Origin of the sequence: Haloferula sp. BvORR071 (assembly GCF_000739615.1) — a bacterium.
Taxonomy (GTDB): Bacteria; Verrucomicrobiota; Verrucomicrobiia; order Verrucomicrobiales; family Akkermansiaceae; genus Haloferula.
Genome location: NZ_BATP01000025.1, coordinates 47,649 through 61,246 on the forward strand (window position 1 = coordinate 47,649; position 13,598 = coordinate 61,246).

Consider the following 13,598-nt stretch of genomic DNA (forward strand, 5'->3'; position numbering starts at 1 on the left):
GGGTCACGGCAGCGGCCGGCCACCGGAGAGCTTCCATTGCAGCAAGGGCAGGGCGACCTTGCCGAGGCCCTGCGCGACCGGATGAACCCCGTCCGGCACGTAGGCTTGGAAGCTGGCAAGATCTTCCTGCTGCAAGGCCGCCCAATTCGGGTGGTGGTCGATCAACAGCAGGTTGCGCTGTGCGGCAACCTCGCGGTACATCTGGTAGTAGGCCGCGAGATTGGGACGGAGGCTCGCGGAGGCGTTGCTGCCAGAGGGTGAATTCCAGACCGTGTTCATGGTCTGCAAGATGATCTCGGCAGCCGGGTTCTGGGCCTTGATCGCATCGATCATCGTATTGAGGTTCGCGCGGGCCTCGGATACGGAGAGGCTCGGGGTGCCATCGCTGTAGAGGAAGGCATCGTTCATCGCGAATTCGATGAAGACGGTGTCAGGGTGGTGGGCCAGGACCTTGGTGCTGAGCTGGGCCACGCCCTCGGCGGAGTTCTTGCCGCTCAGGCCGCTGTTGATGACGGTGAGGAGGCCCGGATACTTCGCGCCGAGCCATGAGGACATCTGCCCGACCCATGCGCCGCTGGCGGTCAGACTGGTGCCGTAAACGACGACCTTGCGGGGCGAGCCTGAGGCAAGGGCTGCCACCAGAGCGGAGGGCGCTGCATCCAGGCCGATGCGGAAGAACTTCTGCGGCGAGTCCTTCACCACGGGCAACTGGAAGCTGGCCCAAGGGGCTCCTCCCTCCGCCTGCCGGATGGAGAAGTCGAGCCGGAAGGCATCCGCGCCGCTGCGGACCAGATCCGGCTTCGGCATCCGCAGCTCGAGGATGTCGCCGCTGGTGTAGAGATCGAAGTAGCCCGGGTGCTCCTTGACCGCGGCGATGAAGGATTCGTTGGAGACGTAGGGATCGAGGCCCAGGGTGAGCTCGCGGACATCGCTCATGCCGTCGTTGTCCGAGTCCTCGTAAGGATCGACTGGCGAGAAGCCCACCGCATCCGCGATGACGTAGCCATTGGCACCGGCATTCTTCACCACCACGCCTTCGCTTGCCGCGCCACTGAAGTCGTATAACCCTAGTAGGTTCCACTTCCCGCCATTGGAGCGCTGGTCCACGGTCAGATTCGAGATGCCACCGCGGTGGCGGACTTCAATGGCCACGTTGGAGGCCCGGTTCGTGTGTGCGGTCCAGCGCAGCGACACCCGTTGGAAGCCGCTGAATCCGGCCGGAAGGTGATAGAAGACCTGCTTGGTGCCTTGACCCGCATTGTTGTCGTGCAGGTAGTCGGTCCCGACGAAGCCCGCGGTGGCATTGCCGGAAATCCAGGCACCGGTGACATTCACCAGCGCGGTGTCGTTGTTGTCCACCACGGAGGTCGGCTGCCCGACCACGGCATCGCCCAAGGCCTGGCCGGCTGCCAGCAGCAAGGGCCGCAGCTGGGCGTAAGGCACGTTCTGCACCGCCAGGTTCTGGTCGATCGCCAGACTGGCGGCGATCGCGGAGGACTGCGACAGCGCCATGAACACCGGTTCCATGCGGATCGACCCGAAGGCCATGTGCGTGGCGGAGATGCTCCATGGCACGAGAAGGTTCGAGCATTGTCCCGCCTTCGGAACCATGGCGCGATAGGAGACCGGATAGGGATTTGGCACGGAGAGCTGGATATCACCCTCGTTCTTGACCATGCCGTTCTTCACGTGGCGCTGCACGTGGTGGGAATCCATCGAGTAGGCGGCGAGGCCCACCGAATCCGCCGCGACGACCTCGCCGGTGCAGTGCTTCTGGGTCATCACGTAGTCGGAAACCATGCGCCGCGCCTCGCGGACGTAGAGCTGCCAAGGCCAGTTGCCATTGTCGGCAAACTCGTCGGCCGGCAGGCCCCACTTCGAGTAGCTGGTGCGGATGGCCAGCGGCACACGCGGACTGTTCTGCAGGGTCCAGAGCATTCCGCGCTGCCAGTTTTCATGCTGCTTGGCGAGGGCCTGGCGCTGATCATGGTTCAGCGTGGTCCAGTCCCAGCCGGGGCCGTAATTCTTGCCGATAAAGTCGGTCGAAATGCCGCCCGTATTGTTGGAGTCCGTCTTGCGGTTCGGCATCAGGTCGAGCTTGAAGAAGCCCGAAGTCTGGCCCGCGGTGATGGAGCGGAAGAGCAGTTCGTAGTCGGCCTCGTTGTAGCCCGGCGGCTGGGCCACCGCGACGCGGTTCGCAGCCACGTCGGTGAGCACCATCCGGAAGCAATAGGCCTGGAGCCGGGCATCGGCAGCGCCATCCGCACCACCTGGGCCTGCCTCCACTCCGGGCAGCAGGCCGCTGGCGGCAGCGCCAGCGGTGACATAGGGATCCACGCCATCGCGAAGCTGGTTCTTGGTCGCCCCGGCGGCCTGAATGCCATTCACCGTTTCGCCGTAAGTCGCGTTGGCCTCGCGGCCGACCGTGAAGCTCACCCCGGCCCCCGGCAGGAGATCGCCTTCATAGCTGGCATCGATGAACATCTTGCCTGCGAACTCGCGACCGTCCTCGAGGCGGATGTGATCGATCTTGCCGGAAGCCATGGTCACACCGGCGGCTGTTAGATCGAGCCGGCCGGTGGTGACGGTGACGTTCTGCTCGGTGAGGAGTTGGTTGAAAACCGACTCCGCCACCTTCGGCTCGAAGACCGAGGCGATCTCAAGCGTGTCGTTGAAGGCCGGCCCACCTTGCCCGGAATTCCCGAAGCTGGCGCGAGTCTGCCAGCTCCATGCCGAGCCCTGCTGGTAATACAGGTATGCCCGATGGTAGAACTCGCGGCTGATCCCGCCGAGGATCGAGCTCTTGCCAAGATCGGTCCAGCCGAGTCCGCTGGTGGTCAGCCCGCCGAGGTGCGCGGTGGGCGAGACCAGCACCACGCTCTTGCCGGAACGGGCAGCCTGCACCGCCGCGGCGATCCCGCCGGAGGTGCCGCCATAGACGACGATGTCATAAGAAACAGGCGCGGCGGACGCGGGAGCGGCAAGAGCTGCAGCGAGGAGGAGGAAACGGGGATTCAAGGCGTGTTGAGGTAAAGGCGCAGGAACTTCTTAGGCGCGGGCACAGGAGAGAGCAGCGGATTGGATACCGAGTCGATCACGTCGCCGTTGCGCTTTCTGATCTCAAAACCGTAATCGACCGAACCCGCCGAGAACACACTGAGAATGGGCCCACGGATCTTGCGGTCAACAATCTCGACGCGCGAATGCAGGTTGAAGAGCCCGGGATTTGCCTTCACCGCTGCAATGAAAGCGGTATCCGGCACCAAGGGATCGAGACCCAGTCGGATCTCGCGGGAATCGGTGATGCCGTCGTTATCGGTATCCGGATCGACCGGTGGCGTGAACGGCGTCACATCGGCATAGGTCGTGCCGATGCGAATCTCATCCACCAGGATTGAGTTGCCGTTCGCACCCGCGACACGCACTCGGTCGTATTGCAGGCCGTTGATATTGATCGAGCCGTTTGCAGTCGCGGGCTCTACCGCCAAGCCGGGATTGAAGAAGACATCGATCCGGTCAGGCGTGGCGACATCGTTGCCACCTCCGGGAACCAGATGCAGCACCGCGAATACGGTGGTGCCGAGGGTAGAACCGAAGACGCCGCTATTCACCTGCGGGGTGACGCGCCGGGTCAGGCGGAGATCCTTGTTGCCGTTGTTCTCGATCGCGAAGCGCGCGTTCGCCTGGGTCAGGTCGTTCTGATAGAAGGAAATGCCGAGGAAGGCGGAGGAAGCAGTCTGCGGTTGGAGCAACATCGAGACCCAAGTCTCGGCATTGCGGTCCGTGACCTCCCGGCCGCTGATGGTGGTGGTGCCGCTGCCATCGGCGGTGTTCAAGGCGGAGCCGGTAACGGTGAGCAGGTTCCCGGTGGCGTCCTTGTAAGTCAGGCCCGGCGTGCGGACGATCACGGGATTCGTGCCATCCCATGGAGCGACCCAGCCGCTGCCACCGCTGCCCACCAGATCGCCGGCCGGGTAGTCAAAGCCATCGTAGGAGATGAGCTCCGCGGAGAGAATCCCGGGAAGAAGCGCGAGGCCGGCTATTAGAAAAATCGGAGGAAGTTTCATGGCTCAGGGATTCTGGAGCGTTACGCGAAGGAAGCTCTTGTCCGAGGGCAAGCTCACCGGGCGGGTGACGGTCTCGAGCACCGGCCAGCTCACGAGGTTCGTGCTCTGCTGGATCTCGAAGGTGAGGCTCACCGGATTATTCCCGGACTTTTGCAGGACCACCCCACCCTCGGTCTGCGCGAGGATGCCGGCGGAAGTGTAGAGATCGAAGTAGTCGGGGTGGGCCTTGATGGCGGCGATCAGGGCGGTGTTCGAAACCTGCGGATCGAGCCCTAGCAGGGCTTCCTGGGCATCGCTCAAGCCGTCGCCATCACTGTCGGCAGCGCCCGCCGCCACGTGCGGTGTGACATCCGCGAAGGACTCCCCGATCCGCAGCTCATCGACCAAGAGCGTGGCTCCATCCTGGCCGGCGATGCGGACCGAGGTGAAGTCGAGGTTAGCGCCCTGGGTGATGGCATCCGGAATCGATGGATTGCCCGTGAGCAGAGGGTCGATGTACATGCTGACCTTGTCAGCCCCACCGCTGCCGGCTCCATCCTCCAGATGCAGGACCACCAGATGCGTCGTGCCAAAGACGCCCTTGAGGCTATTCACGCCCCCCGATGATCCGGTGCCGAGGAAAATGTTGGCGGAGGCATTCACGCTGGGCTTGCTGACCGTGAACAGCGCGGTGGCGCCACGGTAGAAGCTCACGCCCTCGAACTTGTTGTTCGTGGCGGGCAGGCGGTAGAGGAAGGAGATCCACACGTCATTCAGGCCCACGCCGCCACCAACACTGCGGAAACTGCGGGTCGTGGCGCTGCCGGTGGTTTCCGCCGCGAGCCCAGAGACACTGAGCACGCTGCCGCTGGCATCGGTATAGCTCATGCCATCCGCAGCGGTCACGCAGGACTCGCCATCCTGGGTCCAGGCGAAGTCCCAGCCACTGCCGCCTTCCAGATCGGTGACCGGGGCGGCTGCGGTGTAGGCGAAGGGCTCATAGGCGATTTGCACCGCGGAGGCGCAGTCGCCCGCAAGTGCGAGGCAGAGGGATAGAAGGGGCGTTGGAACTTTCATCTTGGGTTCGAAAATCGGGAAATGAATTCGCTTCAGCGGCGGCGACGCAGGCAAAGCAGACCGAGGGCACCCAACAGCAGCGAAGACGGCTCCGGCACCGAGACGACCTGCACCATGTTCAGGAAACCACGACGATCGATCGCATCGTTGCCGCCATCGACGGCGAGGAAGAAGGATTGGCCCTCGGCGATGGTGAAGTTGATCTTCTGATAGTTGTCCCCCAGCACGAAGGAGGTGAACTGTCCCGCGTAAGCGGCCGTGGTGTAGCCGGGGTTCGCCTGGACCGCTGCGGCCAGCGAACTGAAGGCGAAGGAAGTCGAGGTCCCAGCGACACTCGAATAGATGTTCATCGGATACGAGGCCGTGCTGGTGTTCGTGTTCCGCGCCATCACATAGGCGACGTAGTCACCGGCGGCCAAGCCATCGAGGCGCATCCCGATCGCCGCGCCGGTGGTGGTCGCGGCACCGCTGCCGAAGAAGCCGTCGCGGGTAGCAGCGGTGCTGCTGGTATTGGTCCCGTAGATCGAACCGGTGCCGAGCAAGCTCTGCTGCCCCGAGGCACCCCCGCCGGTGCCGGCGAGGGTGAGGTTACCGATGCCGGTGCCGAAATCGATCGTGCCATTCCCGCCGGTAGACTCCTGCCCGAGATCAAGGGTAAGGGTCGAAGCAGAGTTCCCATTCGCATAGATCAGATCCGTGCGATCCGAGGAGGTGGTGATGGTATTCCAGCTCGTCTGGGTACCTGGGATAGCACCGACACTATGGGCGGGGCTGAGAGTCAGATAAGGGTCCGCCACCACCGAGTTCGTGGCGGGGTTGCCGAAATCGAGCATCAGGTTCACGGCGCTGGCGGGCAACGCGCAGGCACATGACAGCAGTAGCAGGGAGGTGAATTTCACGGGCATGATTTGGGGTTTTGCGCGCTCTGCCGGCTTGGGACCGGGCGCGGGATTCATGCTTGGATGGCCGGAATCACCCCGGACTTAGCAAAGCACCTGAAAAAAAATTCGCGGTGGATGCTAATTGCGGGAGCTCCCGCGACATTCCATCTGTGACGCGAAACGATGCCCGAGGACCCTGACAAGCTGACACCGGGAGAAGCCCACACCGCCGCGGTGCAGGGCTTGTTCCTGAAATACCAGCCGGCGATCCGCAGCTATATCCTCTCGATCATCCCGGACTTCTCGCTGGCCGATGACGTGGTGCAGGAAACCTTCATCGTGGTAACCCGCAAGGCGGCCGCCTTCGAGCTCGGCACCAGCTTCACCGCTTGGGTGAAGACGATCGCGCGCTTCAAGGCGCTGGAAACCCTCCGCGCCGGCAAGAGCCGCTGCGAGTCCCTCTCGGTCGAGGTCCTCGAAGCACTCGGCACCGAACAGGCCGAGTTCCGCACGGACAGCGACGAGCGCCTGGCGCTGCTCTCCGCCTGCATCGAGGAACTCGCTCCGCAGGCGCGCCGCTCGATCGAGTTCCGCTACCGCGGCGATCACCTGCCGCCACAGATCGCCGGGATGATGGGCTGCACGGTGCAATCGGTGAATGTCACCCTCTCGCGGGCGCGGGCTTTCCTCCGCGAGTGCGTCCTGCGCAAAATGTCGGCCCCGGCCTCCTGACCCCTTTCCCGCGAGTCTGCCATGTTCGACGAAACCCGCCTCGAGCGCTTGATCGCCGCCTACTTCGACCAGGAGTTGACGGCTGAGGAGAAGCGCGAGCTGGAGGAGATGCTGCTCGGCTCCTCGCGGGCACGGGAGATCTTCCAAGACCGCTGCGACTGGCACGGACTGGCGCGCGAGTGGGGGCTCCAGAGCCGCACCGAGCGGGTGATGGCCGATCCCGCCGCGGAGAAGAAGGTAATCCCTCTCGCCCGCCGCGCATGGATGTCAGCCGCGGGGATCGCCGCCTGCCTAGCCTTGGGCTGGTGGCTCCTGCCCTTCGGCAAGAAGGACCCCAAAGAACTTGTCGACAAGCCGGCTACCAGTGGCAGCCACGTGGCCACCCTCGGGCAGGCACTCGACGTGCAATGGGAGGGCACGAACTTCAGTGAAGGATCGCCGCTGCCGAAGGGCTGGCTGAAGATCGCCAAGGGGACCCTGCGCCTGGACTTCTACAGCGGTGCCCGCGTGATCCTGGAAGGCCCCGCCAGCCTGGAACTGCTCTCGCCGGATCTGGCGCGACTTGAGAAAGGCAAGCTCACGGCCAAGGTGCCGCCAGCGGCACAAGGCTTCGCCGTGCTGAACGAAAACCTCAAGGTCGTCGACCGAGGCACGGAGTTCGGCATGAACGTGACAGGCGAAAAGGCCTGCGAGGTACACGTCTTCGACGGCAAGGTAGAGCTGCAGGGCGATCTGCCCGCGAGCGCCAAGAAGGACCTGCGCGAGGGCAATGGCGTGGCCATCCGCCAGGGCAAATGGGAAGCCATCACCGCAAACCGCGCGACCTTCGTGGACCCCGCCAGCTTCCTGAAAGCCGGAGCCCGGGAGACCGAGGCCAAATGGGAGACCTGGCGCAGCGCGTCACAGGAAGTCCGCAAGCTTCCAGACCTGAAGGTTTATTTCGATTTCGAGGACATCGTGCCAGGTGACTCGCTCCTACAGAACAAAGCGCAGGACGCCGCGGCGGGATCCCACGGCACGGTGGTCGGCTGCGATCCCCTGCCCGGCCGCTGGACCCGCAAAGGGGCGCTCGGCTTCGCACGCACCAGCGACCGCGTGCGCTTCCGAGCCGAGGGTGGCAGCGTCCCCTCCGTAACCATGGCCGCCTGGGTCCGGGTCGACAGCCTGCCGCAGGATCACAACGCAATCTTCTCCATGGCCCCGACCCAGATCGGCGAGGTGCACTGGAAACTGGACAAATCGGGACGCCTGCTGCTCGGCCTGCGCGCGGACAAAGCGTTCGCCTTCGATTCATGGGAGCGTCTGGAAAGCCCGCGGGTGGTCACACCCCAGGATTTCGGCCGCTGGATCCATTTCGCCACGGTGATCGACGGCACCGCCGGTGTGATGAAGCATTTCGTCAACGGCAAGGAAGTCGCCTCGGGTCCCATGAAGCGCCGGCCCGCGGTGCAACTCGGCTTGGCCAACCTCGGCAACTTCGACCCTGCGGCACCGGAGCAGAAGGACGGCATCATTCGCAGCTTCAACGGGCGGATCGACGAGTTCGCACTGTTCACGCGCGCGCTATCCGCCAGTGAGATTGCCAGCCTGACCGCGAAGTAGGCCTTCAAATCCGCCCGACAATCCCGCTCGCCAAGCCAGCGCTCCCCTGCCAAGGGTGGGGTGCCATGAGCGATTCCCACATTCCAGAAGGCTATCACTCGGTTACTCCCTCCCTGACCGCCCGCGATGCGCGTGCCTCGCTCGATTTCTACGTCCGTGCCCTCGGCGCGGAAGTGAAGTTCAACATGGACGATCCCAGCTCAGGGAAAGTCGCCCACGCCGAGTTCGCGATCGGCAACTCGCGGATGATGATCTCCGATGAATATCCGGGCTACGGGGCCATCGCCCCTGAAGTCGGCAAGGGCTGTGCCTTCATGATCTACGTGCCGGATGTCGATGCCGCCTTCGCCAAGGCCGTCGCCGCAGGCGCCACGCCCACGCAGGAGCCGATGGACCAATTCTGGGGCGACCGGACCGCGCGGGTGAATGATCCCTTCGGCTACCGCTGGTCCTTCGCCGCGCACGTCCGCGATGTCTCGATGGAAGAGATGGACGCCGCGATGAAATCGTGGGGGGAAGCGAATAGCTAAGCCATGCCCAAGGTATTGGTGGTGTTTGCGCATCCGGCCTTCCACCGGTCGCGGGTGAATCGCGCGCTCTTGGCTACCGCCAAGGCGACCGCGGGCGTGACGGTGCACGATCTCTACGAAACCTACCCGGATTTCCTGATCGACGTGCGGGACGAGCAGAAGCTGTTAGAAGAGCACGAAGCGGTGGTGATCCAGCATCCTTTCTTCTGGTATAGCAGTCCCGCTCTGGTGAAGGAGTGGCTCGACCTCGTGCTGGAATACCGCTGGGCCTACGGCGAAGGCGGGGACAAGCTGCGCGGCAAGATTCTGGCCCAGGCGATCAGCGCCGGCGGCCCCGAGGACGCCTACCGCCGCGAGGGCTCCAACTTCTTCACGGTCCGCGAGCTGCTGGCGCCCTATGAACAAACCGCGCGCCTCTGCGGCATGGGATATGCAGAGGCTTTCGCCGTGCACGGGGCCAATCATATCGATTCCGCCGAACTCACCGGCTGGACCCAGCGCTATGGTGACTGGCTTTCGGCTTTGCGCGATGGCAGTGCCCCGCTCTGGCTAGCCGCTCCCCATTGATCCATTGATCTGATCCGCCGTGGCCTTCGAAAGTTTCTTCGCCCAAGCCTTCATGTATCTCACCGCCGCCCTGCTGGCGGTGCTGGTGGGCAAGCGCCTGGGAATTGGCGCAGTGCTGGGATACCTCGTCGCCGGCGCCTTGATCGGACCATCTTGCTTGAAATGGGTGGGCGGGGAGAGCGAGCAGATCACCCACTTCGCGGAGTTCGGCGTGGTGATGATGCTCTTCCTGGTGGGGCTGGAGTTGCAGCCCTCCCACCTGTGGAGCATGCGCAAGCAGATCTTCGGTCTCGGCAGCTTGCAGGTCGTCGGATCGACTTTGGTAGTGGCGGCCATGGCAATGGCTTTCGGCCTCGATTGGAAGGCGGCGCTGGCGATTGGCATGATCCTCGCGATGTCGAGCACCGCCATCGTGATCCAGTCCCTGACGGAACGGAACCTGATGCGGACGGAGGCAGGGCAGAATTCCTTCGCGGTGCTGCTCTTCCAGGACCTCTCGGTCATTCCGATCATGGCTTTGCTACCCTTGTTGGCTGGCAAGCCGGTAGCCGCGGGTCATCATTCAGACGGTGCGGTCGCGTGGATGGAATCTTGGCCGGTCTGGACGCGGCCGCTGGCGACCATCGGCGCAGTGGTGCTGATCGTGCTGGTGGCCCGTGTGGCAGTGCGGCCCTTCTTCCGGGCAATCGCGCAGACGCGTCAGCGCGAGGCCTTCACCGCGACCTCCCTCCTCCTGATCATCGCCGTGGCCCTGCTGATGACCAAGGTTGGACTCTCGGCGGCTCTGGGCACCTTCGTCGCGGGCGTGGTGCTGGCGAACAGCGAATACCGCCACGAGCTGGAGAGCGACATCGAGCCCTTCAAGGGTCTGTTGTTAGGCCTGTTCTTCCTCGGGGTCGGCACCAGCATCGATTTCAAGCACATCGCCTCGCATCCCGGGACCGTCTTCGGTGCCTCGGCAGGCCTGCTTTTGCTCAAGGGTGGCCTCCTCTTCGGCTTGGCGCGGTGGCGGGCCAACCCTTCCTGCTCGGCACTGGTCTTCGCCTCGGCCCTCGCGGCCGGCGGGGAATTCGCCTTTGTGCTGATCGCGCTTGCGACCGGAGCTGAAGTCTTCAGCGCGGAAGTCGAGCACACCTTGGTCGCGGTGGTGGCACTGACCATGGCTGCAACGCCGCTGCTGATCATGGCCAGCCACCGCTTCTCCCTGAGTGGACCTCCAGATCCGAAGGAGGAGCGCGAGAGCGATGTGCGGGACGAGGGGGCTTCGGTCATCATCTGTGGCTTCGGCCGCTACGGCCACGCGGTGGGCCGTCTGCTCCACACCCAGGGCATCGAGTCCACCGTACTCGACAACGATCCGGAGCAGGTGGACACCCTGCGCCAACTCGGCTTCCCGGTTTTCTATGGCGACGCGGGCCGGCCGGATCTGCTGCTGACCGCGGGTGCCGCGCGGGCAAAGGTGCTGGTCATCGCGCTGCGCGATCCGGAAATCAGCCTCAAGATCGTCGGCGTCGCGCGGAAGCACTTCCCCCATTTGCAGATCTTCCTGCGCGCCCACAGCCGTCGCGAGGCTTACGATTATCTTGAGGCCGGCGAGGAGCGGGTCTATCGCGAGACGCTGGATTCCTCGCTGCGGATGGGCAGCGATGTCATGCGGATGCTCGGAATGCCCGCCTATACCGCCCAGCGCGCGGCCAAGCTCTACCGCAAGGCCGACGAGACCTTCGTCCGCCGCATGGTGGCCCACCGCCACAACCGCGCGACCTTCCTCAGCGTCGCCCGCGAGTCGCAGGTGATCTTCGATGAAGTGATGCGCGCGGACCCGCTGCAAGGCGTGGACGAAGGCTGGATCCCCCCTGCCAAGGGCGATACCAAGGACGACCTCGTGCCCTGAAGTGGGACAACTTTCGAAGCTGCCCCACTTTCCGCCTGTCACATGGCCCGGCGTTTTCCTAAAACAGGAGAACCATGACCAAGATTCTCGTCCTCTACTACTCCACCTACGGCCACATCGAAACCATGGCGGGCGCGATCGCTGAAGGCGCGCGCTCTGTCGAAGGCGTGGAAGTCAGCCTCAAGCGGGTCCCGGAAACCATGCCGGAAGACATCGCCAAACAATACGGCGCGAAGCTGGACCAGGCCGCCCCTATTGCCAACCCCGCCGAACTCGCGGACTACGATGCGATCCTCTTCGGCACGCCGACCCGCTTCGGCAACATGGCCGCGCAGATGCGCAACTTCCTCGATCAAACCGGCCAGCTTTGGCTGAAGGGCGCGCTGATCGGCAAGGTCGGCAGCGTCTTCGCCAGCACCGGCACCGGTGGCGGCAATGAATCGACCATCCTGACCTTCATCCCCACCCTGCTCCACCACGGCATGATCTACGTTGGCCTGCCCTACTCGGCTCCGGAGCTCACGGACATCAGCGAACTCCGCGGTGGCAGCCCCTACGGCGCGGCGACTATCGCCGGCCCGGACGGCTCCCGCCAGCCGAGCGCGAAGGAACTCTCGCTCGCGAGATTCCAGGGCCAGCACGTCGCCACGATCGCCGCGCGGCTCAAGAAGTGATCCACTGCCGGCGTGAGACGGCTCGCGACCATTGCCCTGACCATCCTTAGCCTCGCCGTGACGGCCTGCGTCCCGGCGAAGCTCGAGCGTTTGGTCGAGAAGCGCCGCGCTCCGCACACTGCGGTGGAGACGGACGAGGACCTCGCAAGAGCCTTCGATGGGGCGAGTGATGAGGCCGCCACCCGATGTTTGGGGCGCTGGATTGAGGAGCAGTATGCCAAGGGCGTTACTGCGGCTGCGGTGCAGGTAGGCAGCCATCGCGTGCACTTCCACCCGGGTGGCGAGGGAATCTTCGCACCCGGCTATTTCGACAAGTTGGAGTGCGTCGATCACTTCCGTGTGGTCGGACTGAAGGACCATCATATCGACGGTGTCGGCGCTGTGATGACAGGACACCGCGAGAACAAGCACACCGAACCCGTCGAGCAGTGGTATCCGCCGGAGGCGATTACGCGGGCGGTCACTGCGGTGGCGGTACCCGGAGCGCCACGCGGCGGGATCCGCGAAGTGGAGATCCGGCTCTACAACCGGATGAAGACGGAGAGCGTGGTGCTCGCGGCCAAGCGGCAGACGCTGGCGGCGGATTTCACGGTGCCATTTGCCAGCTTGCTGGCGAATACCCGCAGCCTGGCGCGGAGCGGCCTGACTTCCGTATTGCAGCAAGACACCGGAAAGAAGACCGGCTTCTACATGACGGAGGAGTACGATCCACATCGTACCCCTTTGATCATGATCCACGGCTTGTTCTCGACGCCGCTGGCTTGGGCGGAACTGACGAACGAACTGCGGGCCGACCCGGCGATCCGGCAGCGCTACCAGATCTGGCACTATCTCTACCCAACGAATGCGCCGCCGCTCTACTCGGCGCGGATCATGCGCCTGCAGCTCGATGAATTCCGCCGCTTCCTCGATCCAGAGGGAGATGATCCGGCGATGCAGCGGACGGTAGTGGTGGCCCATAGCATGGGCGGCTTGCTGGCGAAGTCGCTGGTGGTCGATCCGCAGGAGGCATTCTGGAACCCGATCTTCACCCTGCCGCTGGCAAAGATGAATCTTACCAAGGACGAACGGGCGATGATGAAGGAAGCCTTCTACTGGAAACCTCGTAAGCACGTGGACCGGATCATCTTCTGTTCGACACCCTTCGCGGGCAGCACTTGGGCGGCCTCGTGGGTCGGAAGCTTTGGCAAGCTCTTAGTAGCACGCAGCCATGGCTTCACCGATTTCTTCGAGGAGATCGAAAGGAAGAACCCCGGGATGTGGCAGCCCGCCTACAACTCCACCTCCGACGGCACCGTGAACAGCATCTTGAGCCTGAAACCCAAGCAGCGCTCCATGGAGATTTTCCGGCAATTGCCGGTGGTGCCTACCACGGCGACCCATGTGATCAAGGGCCAGCGCGACCTCTTCGTATCTCCCGAAAGTGCCGACATTGCCGGAGCTGAGTCCACACTGACCGTACCTTCCGGCCACGGCTCATTCCATCACCCGCAGGCTATCGCGGAGATCAAGCGCATCCTCGCGCTGCCAGCGGCGCATTGAACGAGAGCGAGTCGAGGTTGCGCAGGGCCTTGTCCGGGTCCAGCTTTGCCAAT

General features: G+C 63.9%; 11 protein-coding genes. 7 read left to right on the plus strand and 4 right to left on the minus strand.

The window, feature by feature from the left end; translation table 11 throughout:
- Positions 1-3: 3 nt before the first annotated feature.
- From BV071_RS14090 to BV071_RS14105, 4 genes are read right to left on the minus strand one after another with little or no spacing between them, the layout of a single operon-like run.
- Positions 4-3,018 carry an FAD-dependent oxidoreductase gene (locus tag BV071_RS14090; RefSeq protein WP_052573348.1) on the minus strand — a complete coding sequence of 1,005 codons (3,015 nt, stop codon included), beginning with the start codon at positions 3,016-3,018 and terminating at the stop codon, positions 4-6.
- Entirely contained in the window at positions 3,015-4,067 is a 1,053-nt protein-coding gene (locus tag BV071_RS14095; RefSeq protein ID WP_035608213.1) for a thrombospondin type 3 repeat-containing protein, read from the minus strand. The genes BV071_RS14090 and BV071_RS14095 overlap by 4 nt, the downstream gene beginning before the upstream one ends.
- Positions 4,068-4,070: 3 nt before the next feature.
- Entirely contained in the window at positions 4,071-5,123 is a 1,053-nt protein-coding gene (locus BV071_RS14100; protein WP_035608214.1) for a thrombospondin type 3 repeat-containing protein, read from the minus strand.
- A gap of 32 nt (positions 5,124-5,155) precedes the next feature.
- Entirely contained in the window at positions 5,156-6,022 is an 867-nt protein-coding gene (locus BV071_RS14105) for a PEP-CTERM sorting domain-containing protein (RefSeq protein WP_265594431.1), read from the minus strand.
- Between the two features lie 165 nt (positions 6,023-6,187).
- On the opposite strand from BV071_RS14105, the gene BV071_RS14110 reads away from it, so the two are divergent.
- The 7 genes from BV071_RS14110 (at position 6,188) to BV071_RS14140 (ending at position 13,545) form a co-directional block, all read left to right on the plus strand.
- A complete protein-coding gene (locus tag BV071_RS14110) occupies positions 6,188-6,736 on the plus strand; it encodes a sigma-70 family RNA polymerase sigma factor (RefSeq protein WP_035608218.1) in 549 nt (182 codons plus the stop codon).
- A 21-nt stretch (positions 6,737-6,757) separates the two neighbouring features.
- Positions 6,758-8,338, plus strand: a complete 1,581-nt coding sequence (locus tag BV071_RS14115) for a LamG domain-containing protein (RefSeq protein WP_035608220.1) — start codon at positions 6,758-6,760, stop codon at positions 8,336-8,338.
- Between the two features lie 65 nt (positions 8,339-8,403).
- Positions 8,404-8,868, plus strand: a complete 465-nt coding sequence (locus BV071_RS14120; RefSeq protein WP_035608222.1) for a VOC family protein — start codon at positions 8,404-8,406, stop codon at positions 8,866-8,868.
- A gap of 3 nt (positions 8,869-8,871) precedes the next feature.
- Entirely contained in the window at positions 8,872-9,435 is a 564-nt protein-coding gene (locus tag BV071_RS14125) for an NAD(P)H-dependent oxidoreductase (RefSeq protein ID WP_035608225.1), read from the plus strand.
- Positions 9,436-9,454: 19 nt separating this feature from the next.
- Positions 9,455-11,329, plus strand: coding sequence for a monovalent cation:proton antiporter-2 (CPA2) family protein (locus BV071_RS14130; protein WP_265594432.1), 1,875 nt, complete (start codon positions 9,455-9,457; stop codon positions 11,327-11,329).
- Positions 11,330-11,403: 74 nt separating this feature from the next.
- Positions 11,404-12,003 carry an NAD(P)H:quinone oxidoreductase gene (gene wrbA / locus BV071_RS14135; protein ID WP_035608228.1) on the plus strand — a complete coding sequence of 200 codons (600 nt, stop codon included), beginning with the start codon at positions 11,404-11,406 and terminating at the stop codon, positions 12,001-12,003.
- A gap of 12 nt (positions 12,004-12,015) precedes the next feature.
- Positions 12,016-13,545 carry an alpha/beta hydrolase gene (locus BV071_RS14140; RefSeq protein WP_035608231.1) on the plus strand — a complete coding sequence of 510 codons (1,530 nt, stop codon included), beginning with the start codon at positions 12,016-12,018 and terminating at the stop codon, positions 13,543-13,545.
- Positions 13,546-13,598 lie beyond the last annotated feature (53 nt).